The sequence below is a fragment of the Streptomyces chumphonensis genome (genome assembly GCF_014779715.1).
Lineage (GTDB): Bacteria > Actinomycetota > Actinomycetes > Streptomycetales > Streptomycetaceae > Streptomyces > Streptomyces chumphonensis.
The window spans coordinates 344,861-360,317 of record NZ_JACXYU010000001.1; the positions used below are offsets into that span (position 1 = coordinate 344,861).

Annotated in this window: 13 protein-coding genes; 2 read left to right on the forward strand and 11 right to left on the reverse strand. The window is 72.6% G+C overall.

Going from position 1 to position 15,457, the window contains the following annotated elements:
• The first annotated feature begins 53 nt into the window (after positions 1–53).
• A complete protein-coding gene (locus IF129_RS01350) occupies positions 54–1,262 on the forward strand; it encodes a metallopeptidase domain-containing protein (protein ID WP_191207515.1) in 1,209 nt (402 codons plus the stop codon).
• A gap of 18 nt (positions 1,263–1,280) precedes the next feature.
• On the opposite strand, the gene lspA is transcribed toward IF129_RS01350, so the two are convergent.
• Positions 1,281–1,826, reverse strand: coding sequence for a signal peptidase II (gene lspA, locus IF129_RS01355; RefSeq protein WP_318153554.1), 546 nt, complete (start codon positions 1,824–1,826; stop codon positions 1,281–1,283).
• A gap of 58 nt (positions 1,827–1,884) precedes the next feature.
• Positions 1,885–2,670, reverse strand: coding sequence for a TraR/DksA family transcriptional regulator (locus IF129_RS01360; RefSeq protein WP_191207517.1), 786 nt, complete (start codon positions 2,668–2,670; stop codon positions 1,885–1,887).
• Positions 2,671–3,176: 506 nt separating this feature from the next.
• Between IF129_RS01360 and ileS the strand changes: the two genes are divergently transcribed.
• On the forward strand, positions 3,177–6,350 hold the full coding sequence (gene ileS, locus IF129_RS01365; RefSeq protein ID WP_191207518.1) for an isoleucine--tRNA ligase: 3,174 nt from the start codon (positions 3,177–3,179) through the stop codon (positions 6,348–6,350).
• Between the two features lie 173 nt (positions 6,351–6,523).
• On the opposite strand, the gene IF129_RS01370 is transcribed toward ileS, so the two are convergent.
• The 9 genes from IF129_RS01370 to ftsW all read right to left on the reverse strand — a co-directional run bounded on the left by IF129_RS01370 (position 6,524) and on the right by ftsW (position 15,412).
• Positions 6,524–7,693, reverse strand: a complete 1,170-nt coding sequence (locus IF129_RS01370; RefSeq protein WP_191207519.1) for a DivIVA domain-containing protein — start codon at positions 7,691–7,693, stop codon at positions 6,524–6,526.
• A gap of 49 nt (positions 7,694–7,742) precedes the next feature.
• Positions 7,743–8,027 carry a YggT family protein gene (locus IF129_RS01375; protein WP_191207520.1) on the reverse strand — a complete coding sequence of 95 codons (285 nt, stop codon included), beginning with the start codon at positions 8,025–8,027 and terminating at the stop codon, positions 7,743–7,745.
• A gap of 69 nt (positions 8,028–8,096) precedes the next feature.
• Positions 8,097–8,708: a cell division protein SepF gene (locus tag IF129_RS01380; RefSeq protein WP_191207521.1), complete on the reverse strand. Its 612-nt coding sequence runs from the start codon at positions 8,706–8,708 to the stop codon at positions 8,097–8,099.
• 122 nt (positions 8,709–8,830) lie between these two features.
• The gene (locus IF129_RS01385; RefSeq protein ID WP_191207522.1) at positions 8,831–9,598 is read right to left on the reverse strand and encodes a YggS family pyridoxal phosphate-dependent enzyme; all 768 of its coding nucleotides are present in this window, start codon (positions 9,596–9,598) and stop codon (positions 8,831–8,833) included.
• A gap of 3 nt (positions 9,599–9,601) precedes the next feature.
• Positions 9,602–10,333 (reverse strand): peptidoglycan editing factor PgeF, encoded by a 732-nt coding sequence (gene pgeF / locus IF129_RS01390; protein ID WP_191207523.1) that lies wholly within the window; start codon positions 10,331–10,333, stop codon positions 9,602–9,604.
• Between the two features lie 31 nt (positions 10,334–10,364).
• Entirely contained in the window at positions 10,365–11,585 is a 1,221-nt protein-coding gene (ftsZ, locus tag IF129_RS01395; protein WP_191207524.1) for a cell division protein FtsZ, read from the reverse strand.
• Positions 11,586–11,948: 363 nt separating this feature from the next.
• Positions 11,949–12,836 (reverse strand): cell division protein FtsQ/DivIB, encoded by an 888-nt coding sequence (locus IF129_RS01400; RefSeq protein WP_318153487.1) that lies wholly within the window; start codon positions 12,834–12,836, stop codon positions 11,949–11,951.
• Between the two features lie 32 nt (positions 12,837–12,868).
• On the reverse strand, positions 12,869–13,963 hold the full coding sequence (gene murG / locus IF129_RS01405; RefSeq protein ID WP_191207525.1) for an undecaprenyldiphospho-muramoylpentapeptide beta-N-acetylglucosaminyltransferase: 1,095 nt from the start codon (positions 13,961–13,963) through the stop codon (positions 12,869–12,871).
• A 6-nt stretch (positions 13,964–13,969) separates the two neighbouring features.
• The gene (ftsW, locus tag IF129_RS01410; protein ID WP_191207526.1) at positions 13,970–15,412 is read right to left on the reverse strand and encodes a putative lipid II flippase FtsW; all 1,443 of its coding nucleotides are present in this window, start codon (positions 15,410–15,412) and stop codon (positions 13,970–13,972) included.
• Positions 15,413–15,457 lie beyond the last annotated feature (45 nt).

Consider the following 15,457-nt stretch of genomic DNA (forward strand, 5'->3'; position numbering starts at 1 on the left):
CTGCGACCACGTGACGGGAGCCGCCGCCCTCCGCCACGGGGAGGGAGGACGCCGTGGTCCCACGCGCTCCGGGACGCCGGCCGGTCCCGGCGGCCGCCACCGCGCTGGTCGCCGCACTGCTGGCCCTCGTCCCCCTCCCCGAACGGGCCGGGGCCCGGTGGGACGGGGACGTCGGCGGACCGTGCGCCATCGCGCCGGAGCCGCGCGGCTGGGTCGGCGAAGGACCCTACACCGGCCGGCACCTGCGACCGCTGGGCGAGCAGACGGCCACCGTCCTCATGGTCGACTTCCCCGACCTGCCCGCCCGCAGCCGCGCGGCCGAGCGGGCGGCCCACTTCACCGACTACGCCGCCGAGCACCTGCGCCGCTCCTCCCACGGGCGCTACCGCCCGCGCTTCGAGCCGTCGGACGGCTGGCTGCGCATGCCGCGCCCGTGGCCGGACTACGGAATCGAGCGCGGCATCCCGACGGCGACCCTCCAGCGGTACGTGGAGGACGCGATCGGCGCGGCGACGGACCGGGGCGTGGAGTTCGCGGAGACCGACCTGCTGATCGTCGTCGCCGACGACAACGTCCCGGCGAGCCCGATGACCTCGCAGGCCCAGACGTTCACCGCCCTGCGGGCCGGCGGGAGCTCCGTCACGGCCGCCGCGGTCGTCTTCGGGCGCGAGGGGGACAGCCCGGACTGGCAGCGCGGCAACTTCGTCCACGAGACCCTGCACCTGTTCGGCCTGCCCGACCTCTACGACACGACGCGGGGCGCCTCGACGGAGTTCGTGGGCGCGTGGGACCCGATGAGCGTGGCGGCCCGCAGCGACCTGCTGGGCTGGCACAAGTGGAAGTTCGGCTGGCTGGCCGACGAGGACGTCGCCTGCCTGCCGGAGGGCGGCACCGGGCTGCTGCGCCCCGTCGCGGCTCCCGGCGGCGGCAGCCTCGCCGTGGTCCCGACGGGACGGGCCACCGCGTTCGTCGCCGAGGCGCGCACGCGTACCGGGCTGGACGAGGGGATCTGCACGGAGGGCGTGCTGCTGTACACCGTCGACTCCGGCGTGCGGACCGGTCACGGACCGGTCCGGGTGCTGGACTCCACTCCGGGCAGCGGCGGCGGGGAGCGGTGCGGCGCCCGGGAGCAGGGGGCCCTCGCCGAACTGGGCGACGCGCCGGTGCGGCCCGGCGGCGGCCTGCGGGCCGGGGCCGCGGGCGTGACGGTGGAGGTGATCGAACGCACCGACGAGGGCTACCGGGTCCGGATCACCCGGTGAGGCCGGTGGGGCCGCAGGTCAGTCGCGGTGCAGCGTGCCGTCCGGATCGAGACCCCGGAAGGAGAGGATGACGATGAGCACACCGCCGCAGACGATGGCGGAGTCCGCCAGGTTGAAGACGGCGAAGTGGGCCGGGGCGATGAAGTCGACCACCGCGCCCTGGAAGACCCCCGGGGAGCGGAAGACGCGGTCGGTGAGGTTCCCGAAGGCGCCGCCGAGGAGCAGTCCGAGCGCGATGGCCCACGGGGTGCTGTAGAGCTTGCGCGCGATACGGAAGATCACCACGATCACGGCGGCGGCGATGACCGTGAAGACGATCGTCAGGGCCTCCCCCATGCCGAACGCCGCCCCCGGGTTGCGCACGGCGGTGAACCGCAGCAGATCGCCGACCACCTCGACGGCCGGCTCACCCTCCAGGCGCTCCACGACGATGATCTTGGAGACCAGGTCGAGCGCGTAGGCGACGGCCGCCACCCACAGCAGCACGGCCACGCGGCGCTTGCCGCGCGGCCGGCCGCCCTCGCCCGCCACGTCGTCCGTGGACTTCTCCGGCACCTCGTCGATGGCCTGCTCCGCCTCTGCTGTCACGGGACGAGCCTACGACACCGCCCCCGGCCGGCCCTCAGTGCCGCTCCTGCTTCTGCTTGCACTCCACGCACAGGGTGGCCCGCGGAAACGCCTGCATACGGGCCTTGCCGATGGGGTTGCCGCAGTTCTCGCACAGACCGTACGTACCGGCGGCGATCCGCTCCAGGGCCCGCTCGCTCTGGTACATCATCTCCCGAGCGTTCTCGGCCACGGCCATCTCGTGCTCCCGGGTGATGTTCTTGGTCCCGGTGTCCGCCTGGTCGTCCCCGGCGCCGTCGCCCGAGTCGCGCATCAGGCCGGCCAGGGCCCGCTCGGCCGCCTCGATCTCGGTCCGCAGCCGCTCGACCTCGGTCGCCAGTTCGCTCCTGGCCTCGACGACCTCGCCCTCCGTCCACGGTTCCTCGCCCGTCCGTACGGCCAGTTCGCCGGGGGCGGCCGCGATGCGGGCCTGCGGTACCGCCGTCTGCGTACCGGTCGTCGTCTTCTTCGCAGCCACCGTTCCGGCTCCCGTCTTCCGTGCGGCCTTCTTCGCCGCCGTCGTGGTGGGCTCGGCCCTCGCGGCCGGCCTCTTCGCGACCGTCTTCCCGGCGGACGCCCGCGTGGCCGCCGTCTTCTTCCCCGCCGTCTTCTTCGCGGGCGCCCTCTTCACCAGCTTCGCGGCCGGCTTCCCGGCCGACTTCTTCGCCGCCTTCCTCGCCGCCTTCCGTGCGGCGGTCCCGGCCGGCAGCTCCTCCGTCTCCCCGGCTTCCGCCGTCCTCGCCGCGGGTCGGCCCTCGGCCGGCGTCGTGTCGGCGGCTGACTTCTTCGCCCGGCCTGCCATCGCCGCGACCCCTTCACATAGTGTGATCTTGCTCGCGAATCGTGCCGGAACGATAAATCGGTACGAAGCACGCGGCAACCGGACGCGCCGTCCGGGCGCGATCTCCGCCCCCGGCCGAGCGCCGCCGCCGGGCACCCGCGAAGGCGTTGTGCCCGAAGGCCCGGGCGGGGAAACCGTTCGGCGGCGCTCCCGGGCGGCCCGTACACTGGGCGGCAGCGAAGGCGTTGAACGGGACGAGTAGCGTCGTCGAGCGGCCCAGAGCGACCCGGGGACGGTGTGAGCCCGGGGGCGAGCGCGGCGTGAAGATCACCCCGGAGCCGCCGGAAGAAAGCCCCCGCGCGGGGCGAGTAGAACCGGCCCGCAGGAGCACCTCCGGGTGCCCCGGCCCAACGAGCGGGCGGTGGTCACCAGCACACCGCCAAGGAGGGTGGTACCGCGGGAGGCGCCGTGCGGGCGCGTCTCGTCCCTCCGACGGAAGCTGCCCTGTCCGCCGGAGGAACCATCCGATGAGTCCCACCCCGCAGTACCGCCAGGTCCCCGCCCAGGTGGACCTGCCCGCCCTGGAGCACGCCGTGCTCGAGTTCTGGCAGGAGCAGAAGATCTTCGCCCGGACGCTGGAGGCGTCCGAGGGCCGCCCCGAGTGGGTGTTCTACGAAGGCCCCCCGACCGGCAACGGGATGCCGGGCGCGCACCACATCGAGGCCCGGGTCTTCAAGGACGTCTTCCCGCGCTTCCGCACCATGCAGGGCTACCACGTCTCCCGCAAGGCGGGCTGGGACTGCCACGGGCTCCCCGTGGAGCTGGCCGTCGAGAAGGAACTGGGCTTCAACGGCAAGCAGGACATCGAGGCGTACGGCATCGCGGAGTTCAACGCGAAGTGCCGCACCTCGGTGACGCGCTACACCGACGCCTTCGCCGACCTCACCCGGCGCATGGGCTACTGGGTGGACCTGGACGACGCCTACCGCACGATGGACCCGCAGTACATCGAGAGCGTGTGGTGGTCGCTGAAGGAGATCTTCGGCAAGGGCCTCCTCGTGCAGGACCACCGGGTGGCGCCCTGGTGCCCGCGCTGCGGCACGGGTCTGTCCGACCACGAGCTCGCGCAGGGGTACGAGACGGTCGTCGACCCCTCGGTCTACGTGCGCCTGCCGCTCACCTCCGGGCCGCTGGCCGGTACGGCCTCGCTGCTGGTGTGGACGACGACCCCGTGGACGCTGGTCTCCAACACCGCCGTCGCCGCCCACCCGGAGGTGACCTACGTCGTCGCCACCGACGGCACCGACCGCCTGGTCGTCGCGGAGCCGCTGCTGGGCAAGGCGCTCGGCGAGGGCTGGGAGGCCACCGGGGAGGGCTTCACCGGCGCGGAGATGGAGCGCTGGACGTACCGGCGCCCGTTCGACCTCGTCGAGCTGGCGGGTGCGAACTTCGTCGTGAACGCCGAGTACGTGACGACGGACGACGGCACCGGGCTCGTCCACCAGGCCCCCGCCTTCGGTGAGGACGACCTGAAGGTCTGCCGCGCCTACGGCCTGCCCGTGGTCAACCCGGTCCGGTCCGACGGCACGTTCGAGCCGGAACTCGACCTGGTGGGCGGCCAGTTCTTCAAGAAGGCCGACGAGGCCCTGGTGGCCGACCTGGACGCGCGCGGCCTGCTGTTCCGCCACGTCGCCTACGAGCACAGCTACCCGCACTGCTGGCGCTGCCACACCGCGCTGCTGTACTACGCGCAGCCCTCGTGGTACATCCGCACCACGCAGATCAAGGACGAGCTGCTCGACCAGAACGAGAAGACCCACTGGTACCCCGAGTCGGTCAAGCACGGACGCTTCGGGGACTGGCTGAGCAACAACATCGACTGGGCGCTCTCCCGCAACCGCTACTGGGGTACCCCGCTGCCCATCTGGCGCTGCACCGAGGACCACCTCACGTGCGTGGGCTCGCTGACGGAGCTCGGCGAGCTGACGGGGACGGACCAGAGCGGGCTCGATCCGCACCGGCCGTACATCGACGCGGTGACGTTCACCTGCCCGACCGAGGGCTGCTCGGCCGAGGCGACGCGCGTCCCCGAGGTCATCGACGCCTGGTACGACTCCGGCTCGATGCCGTTCGCCCAGTGGGGCTACCCGTACCGGAACAAGGAGACCTTCGAGCAGCGCTACCCGGCGCAGTTCATCTCCGAGGCGATCGACCAGACGCGCGGCTGGTTCTACACGCTGATGGCGGTCGGCACGCTCGTCTTCGGGCGGTCCGCGTACGAGAACGTGGTGTGCCTCGGCCACATCCTCGCCGAGGACGGCCGCAAGATGTCCAAGCACCTGGGCAACATCCTGGAGCCGATCCCCCTGATGGAGCAGCACGGCGCGGACGCCGTGCGCTGGTTCATGGCCGCCGGCGGCTCGCCATGGGCCGCCCGCCGGGTGGGCCACGGAACCATCCAGGAGGTCGTCCGCAAGACGCTGCTCACGTACTGGAACACCGTCGCCTTCCAGGCCCTGTACGCGCGCACCGGCGGCTGGGCACCGACCGGGGCCGACCCGGCGCCGCACGAGCGTCCGCTCCTGGACCGCTGGCTGCTCAGCGAGTTGCACGCGCTGGTCGACCTGGTCACCCGGGCGATGGAGAACTTCGACACCCAGCGGGCGGGCAAGCTCCTGTCGACGTTCGTGGACGACCTGTCCAACTGGTACGTGCGCCGCTCGCGCCGCCGGTTCTGGCAGGGTGACGCGGCGGCGCTGCGCACGCTGCACGACGTCCTGGAGACCGTGACGCGGCTGATGGCACCGCTGGTCCCGTTCGTCACCGAGCGGGTGTGGCAGGACCTGGTCGTGCCGGTGACGCCGGACGCGCCGGAGTCGGTGCATCTGGCGAACTGGCCCGTCGCCACGCCGGAGGCCATCGACGAGCGGCTGTCCGTGGACATGCTGCTGGTGCGCCGCCTGGTGGAGCTGGGCCGGGCCACGCGGGCGGAGTCCGGCGTCAAGACCCGTCAGCCGCTCTCCCGCGCACTCGTCGCGGCGCAGGGCTTCGAGCTGCTCGACGACGACCTGCGGGCCCAGATCGCCGAGGAGCTCAACGTCAGCCGGCTGGCCTCGCTGGGGGAGGTCGGCGGTTCGCTCGTGGACACGACGGCCAAGGCGAACTTCCGCGCGCTCGGCCGCCGCTTCGGCAAGCGGACGCAGCCGGTGGCCGCGGCCATCGCGGCGGCGGACGCGGCGGCACTCTCCGCCGCGCTGCGCGCCGGTACGGCCGAGGTGACGGTCGACGGCGAGCGGGTCGGCCTGACCCCGGAGGAGGTCATCATCACGGAGACGCCCCGAGAGGGCTGGTCCGTCGCCTCCGACTCCGGCGCGACGGTCGCGCTCGACCTGGAGATCACCCCCGAGCTGGAACGGGCCGGGCTGGCCCGGGACGTCATCAGGCTCGTCCAGACGCAGCGCAAGGAGTCCGGCTTCGACGTCTCCGACCGCATCGCGCTGACGTGGTCGGCCCGCACTCCGGAGGCGGCCGAGGCGCTGCGCGAGCACATGGGGCTCATCGCCGAGGAGGTGCTCGCCGACGAGGTCGACGAGCGCGGCTGGGACGAGACGGAGTGGGTGACGCGGCACCGCGAGGAGACCGGCCACCCCGTCTCGCGGGACGACGAGCTGGGCGTGGCGTTCGGGCTGCGGAAGCTCTGAGCCCGAGAGACGCCCCGGGCGTCCGGCTCCGGCCGGACCCCGGGGCGTCGGCGTGCCCGGACGCGTCTCCGGACGGCGGGCCCGGGACGACACGGACCCGGGAACGGCGAGAAGGGCCGGACCCCGGTGGGGTCCGGCCCTTCACATGCCGTGCGGAGGCGCGTGTCCTGCCGTCAGTTGTCGTCCTCGTCGATGAGGAAGCCCCGCATCGGCGACGGCGTCTGCTGCTGCATGGGCTGCGGGCCCTGCGGCCGGACGGGGGCCATCGGCTGGGTCATCGCCGGGGACATCTGCTGCTGACCGCCGTAGGTCTGACCGCCGCCCTGGTTGTGGCCGCCGCCGTGGCCGCCCATGGACTGACCGCCCCCCATGGACTGGCCGCCCATCGACTGGTGGCCGCCCATCGTGCCGCCGGACGGAGCGCCGGCGGACGCCATCGACGGGGAGGCCGGCAGGGACGCGGCGGCCGGGCTGCGCGGCGGCGCGAGCGAGTCGTCCGACTGGTTCTCCAGCTGACGCAGCTGGCTCTCCAGGTACGACTTCAGGCGCGTGCGGTACTCCCGCTCGAAGCCGCGCAGGTCCTCGACCTTGCGCTCCAGCGTGGCGCGGGCGGACTCCAGGGAGCCCATCGCGACGCGGTGCTTCTCCTGGGCGTCCCGCTCCAGCGCGTCGGCCTTGGCACGGGCGTCCCGCTCCAGACCCTCGGCGCGGCTGCGGGCCTCGCCGACGATCTTGTTGGCCTCGGAGCGGGCCTCGGCGATCGCCTGGTCGGCGGTCTGCTGCGCCAGGGACAGCACGCGCGCGGCACTGTCGTTGCCGCCGCCCTGCTGCATCTGCGGCGGGCCGCCGTGGCCGCCCATCGGACCCGGGCCCATCGGGCCGGGACCGTGCTGCTGATGCTGCTGGTGCTGCGGCTGGTGCTGCTGGTGCTGAGGCTGGTGCTGCTGCTGGCCGGGACCGTGCTGGCCGGACTGGGGTCCGCCGGGACCTGCGGGCAGCTGGGGTGCACCGGGGAGCTGAGGGGGGCCGCCCATCTGCTGCTGGCCGCCCATCTGCTGCTGCCCCGGAGGCACCGGCTGCGGACCTGATATGGCAGCGGGCACCGGACCCTGCTGCGATCGGTCCTCCGGAGGTTTGCGCATACCCTGTTGCTGCTGGCTCTGCGCGGCGGCCCGCGTCGCGGCGGCCAGCTTGGCGCGCAGATCCTCGTTCTCCCGCAGCAGGCGGGTCAGCTCTGCTTCGACCTCGTCAAGGAAGGCATCGACCTCGTCCTCGTCATAGCCTTCTCGGAGGCGGACGGTCGTGAACTGCTTGTTCCGCACGTCCTCGGGGGTCAGCGGCATCTCTTCACCTCAACGTAGGTCATCGGCATATCGGCAAGACCGTACTCGTTCACAGCCCGCCCACGATCCGGATCAGGATGAAAACGATGATCATCAGTACGAAGAAGGACAGGTCTAGCGCCACGCCCCCGAAGCGCAGCGGCGGGATGAACCGCCGCAAAAGCTTCAGCGGCGGATCGGTGACAGTGTAGGTCCCCTCCAGGATGACCACCATCGCCTTGCCGGGTTGCCATGAGCGGGCGAACATGAAGACGTAGTCCATGATCAGCCGGAAGATCAGCACGTACAGGAACAGGTTCAACACGACGAGGACCACTTGTTGTGCGATGCCCATCGTGCGCTTCCCTCTCCCCTGGGACCTGCCCGGCCGCCTGTCGGCCGGGGCTGTTTCCGGTGTTGCGTCTCAGCTCTGGTTGAAGAACCCGCCCTCTGCGATGCGGGCCTTGTCCTCCGCCGTTACATCGACGTTAGCAGGAGACAGAAGGAAGACCTTCTGGGTCACCCGCTCAATGCTGCCGTGCAGACCGAAGACGAGACCGGCCGCGAAGTCGACAAGTCGCTTTGCGTCCGTGTCGTCCATCTCGGTGAGGTTCATGATCACCGGAGTGCCCTCACGGAAGTGTTCCCCGATGGTACGGGCCTCGTTGTACGTCCGCGGGTGCAACGTGGTGATCCGGTAGGGCTCCCGCTCGGACACGACCTTGGGCATGATCACCGGTGCGCTCTTCTCCAGATTCGGGCGTTCGGATGTGATGGACGACACGGGGGCGATCCTGCTCACCCGGCCACCGTCGCCCACCAGGGCAGGTGTCTGTTCGCGCTCCCGCTGGGCAGGCGGCTGGACCACCCGGACGGGCTCCTCCGGCGGAGGCTCGTGGGCCGGCTGCCGCCGGTGTTCCCGCTCGGGCTCGGGCTCGGGTTCGAACTCGTCGTCAGGGTCGTACCCCCGGCCGTCATAACCATCGTCCTCCACGAGGCCGAGGTAGACCGCCATCTTGCGCATCGCGCCGGCCATGCTCCGCACCCTCCGCTCTGTGGTGGATCGGCTCCGTCACCGGTGGCCGCGCATCCACGTAGTCTGACCGTTTCGCCGGAAATGACCATATTTTCGTCTGTAGTCCGACTTTCTTGGCGACGTTACCCGAGGCGGGGACGGACTCCGAGTACCGCAGTGCCGACGCGTACATGTGTCGCACCCGCGGCCACGGCCTCCTCAAGGTCCGAACTCATCCCTGCCGACACCATGGTTGCAGCAGGATCGTTCCGTCGCAGCCCGCTTGAGATTTCCTCCAGGCGCGCGAACGCGGCGCCCGGTCGGCCCGCGTAACGGCCGGTCAGCGGAGCCACGGTCATCACACCGGCCAGGGAGAGACCCGGTGCCGCCGTGACCGCCGCCGCCAACGCGTCGACGTCGGCGGGGGCGACACCACCCCGGGCGGAGGCGGTCTCCGCGTCGGCGCCCTCCTTGTCGAGGGCCACCTGGAGCAGGCAGCGCAGTTCACGTCCCCGGTTCCGGGCCGCCGACGCGAGGGCGTCCACGAGCCGGATTCGGTCGACGGAGTGGACATAGTCACAGAAACCGGCCACCGCACGGGCCTTGTTGGTCTGCAACTGCCCCACGAAGTGCCACACGAGCGGCAGGTCGGCCAGCGCCTCGGCCTTCGGGCCGGCCTCCTGGTGGCGGTTCTCCGCCACGTGCCGCACCCCGAGGTCGGCCAGCAGCCGTACGTCGCTCGCCGGGTAGGTCTTCGTGACGACGACGAGCGTCACCTCCTCGCGGGCGCGGCCCGCCGCCGCGCACGCGGCGCCCAGACGCTCCTCCACCCGCGCGAGGTTCGCGGCCAGTTCCGCCGCGCGCTCCCCCGGGTCGGCGTCCGCACCCGGTCCGCGTGTGCCCTCGGCCATCGTTCAGCCCTCCAGCCAGACGTAACTCGCCAGCCGCCCGGTGCGCTGCTCCCGGCGGTAGGAGAAATGGTCATCCGACTCCAGGGTGCACACCGTGTCGGCGACGATGTCGGCGACCCCCGCTTCGGCGAGCTGGGCGCGCACCCCGGCGGCCACGTCGACGGCCGGAGTGCCCTGCCGGGTCGTGGCGTGGGCGGCGGGCACCACGGCGGTCACCTCGGCCCGCATGGCCTCCGGCACCTCGTAGCAACGGCCGCAGACCGCAGGGCCGATGCGGGCGGTGAGGCGGGCCGGGTCCGCGCCGAGGGCGACCATGGCCCGGACGGTGGCGGGCACCACACCGGCGACCAGTCCCGGCCGTCCGGCGTGGGCGGCGCCCACGACACCGGCCGCGGTGTCGGCGAGCAGGACGGGGGTGCAGTCGGCGGTGAGGACGGCCAGGGCCGGCCCGCGCCGCGCGGTGACCAGACCGTCCACGGCGGGCGCGGGCGCCGTCCCCCACGGGCGGTCGACCTCCGCGACGTCGGCGCCGTGCACCTGGTTCATCCAGACCACGCGCTCGGGGTCGAGGCCGAGACCGCGGGCCGCCAGGCGCCGGTTGGCCCGGACGGCCGCCGGGTCGTCCCCGACCGCCCCGCCGAGGTTGAGGGTGCCATAAGGAGCGGCGCTCACCCCGCCCCACCGGTCGGTGAAGGCGAAGTGGGCGCCGCTGCCGTTTTCGTGCTGTCGTATCACGTCGCGAGAGGCCCGGTCCGTACGGTGGTGGCTACTTCAGGAAGTCCGGGACGTCCAGTTCCTCGGCCTGGGTGTCCTGGTAGTCACGGGCCGAGGGGACGTGCGGCGGGGTGACGGGGGACGCCTCGGCGGTCGGCGCGGGGTCGGCCGCCGGCTCGGGCTCCTCGTCGCGGGCCGGGACGCTGCCGAGCCCGCCGAAGGAGGGCCGCTCGTCCGGCACCGGCGGGGCGGGACGGGGGCCGCTGCCCGCCGACTCGTCCTTCCCGTAGGAACCGAGTGCCTTCTCGCGGTTCTTGGCCGGCGGCTGACCGCCGTCGAAGCCGGCGGCGATGACGGTGACCCGTACCTCGTCCCCGAGGGCGTCGTCGATGACGGCGCCGAAGATGATGTTGGCCTCGGGGTGTGCGGCCTCGCTGACCAGCTGGGCGGCCTCGTTGATCTCGAAGAGACCGAGGTCGGAACCGCCGGAGATCGAGAGCAGCACGCCGCGTGCGCCGTCGATGGAGGCTTCGAGCAGGGGTGAGGAGATGGCCATCTCCGCCGCCGCGACCGCGCGGTCGTCGCCCCGGGCCGAGCCGATGCCCATGAGGGCCGAACCCGCCTCCGACATGACGGACTTGACGTCCGCGAAGTCGAGGTTGATGAGGCCGGGGGTGGTGATGAGGTCGGTGATGCCCTGCACACCCGACAGCAGCACCTGGTCGGCCGACTTGAAGGCGTCCAGGACGCTGACCTGGCGGTCCGAGATGGACAGCAGCCGGTCGTTGGGGATGACGATGAGGGTGTCGACCTCGTCGCGGAGCGCGGCGATGCCGTCCTCCGCCTGGTTCGCCCGGCGCCGCCCCTCGAAGGTGAAGGGGCGCGTCACGACGCCGATGGTCAGCGCGCCCAGCGAGCGGGCGATGTTCGCGACCACGGGGGCGCCACCGGTGCCGGTGCCGCCGCCCTCCCCGGCGGTGACGAAGACCATGTCGGCCCCCTTGAGGACCTCCTCGATCTCCTCGCGGTGGTCCTCGGCGGCCTTGCGGCCGACATCGGGGTTGGCGCCGGCGCCGAGGCCCCGGGTGAGCTCGCGGCCGACGTCGAGCTTGACGTCGGCGTCGCTCATCAACAGCGCCTGAGCATCGGTGTTGATCGCGATGAACTCGACGCCCTTGAGACCGACCTCGATCATCCGGTTGATGGCGTTGACGCCACCGCCGCCGATACCGACGACCTTGATGACTGCGAGGTAGTTCTGCGGTGCTGCCACGTCGAAGGCCTCTCGCCTCGAGTTACGTGTCGCCGCGCCACACGTGGTGTGGACGCCGACCTATGCCGATGGGGCGGTTCGAACGCCGACCCCTAACCCTAACGGTCAAGTTTAGGGTTACCAGTGCCTGTCATTCCTTGGAGTCTTCGGAACGGACACTAAGTCGACACGCACTGCGCGTTCAACGAACACGCCGAACCTCCCGTTTTTCTTTTCACCCTATGTGATCACTCTCGGTGGTAACCAACCAGGGTGCCCACCAGGCCGAAAGACCGTCAACCGAGTTGTCGCGGCGGCGGCCAGGCGGGCGGGGAACGACGGGGACCGGTGCCCGCGCCGACGGCCCCGGCGGGCCGCCCGACGTCAACCACCCGAGACGGCCGGGGCGGTGGGGACGCTGACGTTGTAGTGGGCCGCGTCCGGCTCGGCCTTCAGCAGGGCGGTGAGGACCTTCGCCTTCGCCGCGCCCTCCTCGGCGCTCCCCCACAGCACGGTGCGGTCGCCCGTCAGCTCCAGGGTGACGGAGTCGTAGGAACGCACGCGCAGCGTTCGGGTGGCCTTGCGCGCCCCGGGGGGCAGGTGCGTCGCGACGCGCACCGCCGCAGCCCGCAGCCGTGCCGAACCGAAGAAGTCGTTGCTGCGCGAGGCGTCGAGGTCGAGGACGACCAGCGGCGCGCCCGCCGGGCGTTCCCGCACCTCCGCGTAGCGCACTCCCTCGGCGTCGACCTCGATGTACGTCCCCCGCTCGCCCGGCTTCTCCATCACCACCTCGGGCGTGCGTTCGGTGACGCGCAGGACGACGCCGTCGGGCCAGTCCCGTTCGACGCGGATCCGCGCGATGCGGGTCAGCGCCCGCCGCGTGCGGTCCTCGACGGCCCCGGCGTCCAGCGCGGCGAGCGGTTCGCCGGGCGGGACGTCGGCCGCGTTGCGGACCTGGTCCTCCGTCAGCTCGCGGACCCCCTGGACCGTGACGCGCTCCACGCGCAGCCACGACGAGCCGTACAGCACCCAGGCCGCCGAGCCCGCGAGGACCGCCACCAGGGCCGCCGCCAGGACGAGCCGGGTGCGGCGACGGCTCGGGAGCCGCAGCCGCGGCCGGCGCAACCGGGGAGGCCGGGGCGGGCGCGGGCGCCGCAGCGGGCCGGGCAGCCACCGCCGTCGCCCCTCGGCCCCCTCTCCGGCGGACTCCGACTGCTCGGGCTCGCCGCCGCGGGGTTCCGCGGCGGCGACCGGTCCGGCTGCGCCGCCCACTGCTCCTGCCTTCCCGGCCGCTCGCCGTGCGGCTAGGCCGCTCGGCGCGACGCGATCGCCTCGTGCACCATGCCGACCAGCAGCTCGTCGGCGTCCCGCCGGCCGAACTCCGCCGCCGAGCGCGCCATGTCGTAGAGCCGGTGCGGGTCGGTGAGAACCGGGAGCACGTTGCCCTGGATCCACTCCGGCGTCAGCTCGGCGTCGTCCACCAGGAGTCCACCGCCCGCCTTGACCACCGGCTGGGCGTTCAGCCGCTGTTCCCCGTTGCCGATGGGCAGCGGGACGTAGGCGGCGGGCAGCCCGACGGCGGACAGCTCCGCGACGGTCATCGCGCCCGCGCGGCAGAGCATCATGTCGGCCGCGGCGTAGGCGAGGTCCATCCGGTCCAGATACGGTACCGGGAGGTAGGGGGGCATTCCCGGCATGTTGTCCGTCTGCGGCAGGTCGTTCTTCGGGCCGACCGCGTGCAGGATCTGGATGCCCGAGCGCTGCAGGACGGGCGCGATCGCCTGCACGACCTCGTTGAGCCGCCGCGCGCCCTGCGAGCCGCCGGTGACCAGCAGCGTCGGCAGGTTCGGGTCCAGCCCGAAGGCGGCCCGGCCCTCGGCGCGCACGGCCTGGCGGTCGAGGGTCGCGATCGAACGGCGCAGCGGGATGCCGACGTACCGGGCGTGCCGCAGCTTGCTGTCCGGCGTGGAGACGGCGACGTACCGCGTGTAGCGGGAGCCGATCTTGTTGGCCAGGCCCGGCCGGGCGTTCGCCTCGTGGACGACGATGGGCACCCCGAGCCGTTTGGCCGCGAGGTACCCGGGCAGGGCCACGTAGCCGCCGAAGCCGACGACGCAGTCCGCCTTCGTGCGTTCGAGGATCTGCTCCGCCGCCTTGACGGTGCCGCGCAGCCGCCCGGGGACCGTGATCAGCTCGGGCGTGGGCTTGCGGGGCAGCGGCACGGCCGGGATGAGCCCCAGCTCGTAGCCGCGCTCGGGCACGAGCCGCGTCTCGAGTCCGCGTTCCGTGCCCAGGGCCGTGATCCCCACGGTCGGGTCCTGCCTGCGCAGGGCGTCCGCGAGGGCGAGCGCGGGCTCGATGTGGCCGGCGGTCCCCCCGCCGGCGAGTACGACATGCACCGAATTTCACCGCTCTCCGGACGACCGCTTCCTGACGGGTCGTCGCATCGTCTTCCGTCTCGCGCCACCCGGCGTCCTCAGGACACCAGGCTGCCGCATGGCCAGCGCCGCGCGTGCGGCGGGGTCGCTGCGGGAGAACGCGATCAGCAACCCGACGGCACACATCGTCGGCAGCAGGGAGGAACCCCCGTAGGAGAACAGCGGCAGGGGCACCCCGGCGATGGGCAGCAGCCCGAGAACGGCACCGACGTTGATGACCACCTGGCTCGTGATCCAGATCGTCACACCCCCCGCGGCGTATCTCACGAAGGGGTCCTCCGTGCGTCCGGCCACGCGGATACCCGCATAGCCTAGAGCCGCGAAGAGCATGAGAACGGACAGCGTCCCCGCCAGGCCCAGTTCCTCACCGGTGATGGCGAAGATGAAGTCCGTGTGGGGCTCCGGCAGTTCGCCCCATTTCTCCACGCTCGCCCCCAGTCCGGAACCGAACCACCCGCCCGAGGCCAGGGCGTAGAGGCCGTGCAGGGCCTGCCAGCAGCGGTCGTCGGGCCCGGGGTCGGACGCGCCGAGGCAGGCGAGCCGGTTCATGCGGTGGGGCGCCACCGCGATGAGGACCACGGTGGCGGCCGCCGCGCAGACCAGCGCGGTGCCGAACATGCGCGCGGGCGCTCCCGCCAGCCACAGCAGCCCGAAGAGCACGGCCGCGATGATCATGACCGTGCCCATGTCGCGGCCGAGCATCACCAGGGCGCAGATGAGCAGCGCCCCGGGGATCAGGGGCACCAGCAGGTGCTTCCACTGGGTGAGCAGGCCCCGCTCCCCCTTGCGGGCCAGGAGGTCGGCCCCCCACAGCACCAGGGCGAGCTTGGCGAACTCGCTGGGTTGCAGCATGAACGGCCCGCCCACGCTCAGCCAGTTCGTGCTGCCGTTCACCTCCACGCCGATGCCCGGCACCTGCACGAGGACGAGCAGCACCACGGTGATCAGCAGCAGCGGGTAGGACAGGGCGCGCAACAGCTTCACGGGGAGCCGGGACGCCACCAGCAGCGCGACGGTGCCCAGCGTCGCGGCCACGAGCTGCTTCTTGAAGTAGTACGTCGCCGGCAGGTCGAAGCGCAGCGCCTGGATCTGGGAGGCCGAGAAGACCATCACCAGGCCCAGCGAGGTGATGAGGAGGCTGCCGCCGAGGATGAGGTAGTAGGCGGTGAGCGGACGGTCCCAGGCCCGCCGGGCGCGGTCGTGCAGGCCCGCCACCCGCTGCCCGAGCGCTCCGCGCCCCGCCCGCACGGCGGACACCGGTGCCGGCGCGGCGCGCCGGGCCGCGGTGGGCGGCGTCCGGGGGGCGTCGGCTCGCGGGGCGTCGGGGGAGGGACGCCGGGGTGCCCGGTCGGCGGGGCGGGGCCGCCGCTCCCGCGCCGCCTCGCGGGTGGGCCGCTGGTCCGCCGTCATCTGGTCTCCCCTTCCGCCGGGCCGCCGGACGGTCCGGTGGGCCGG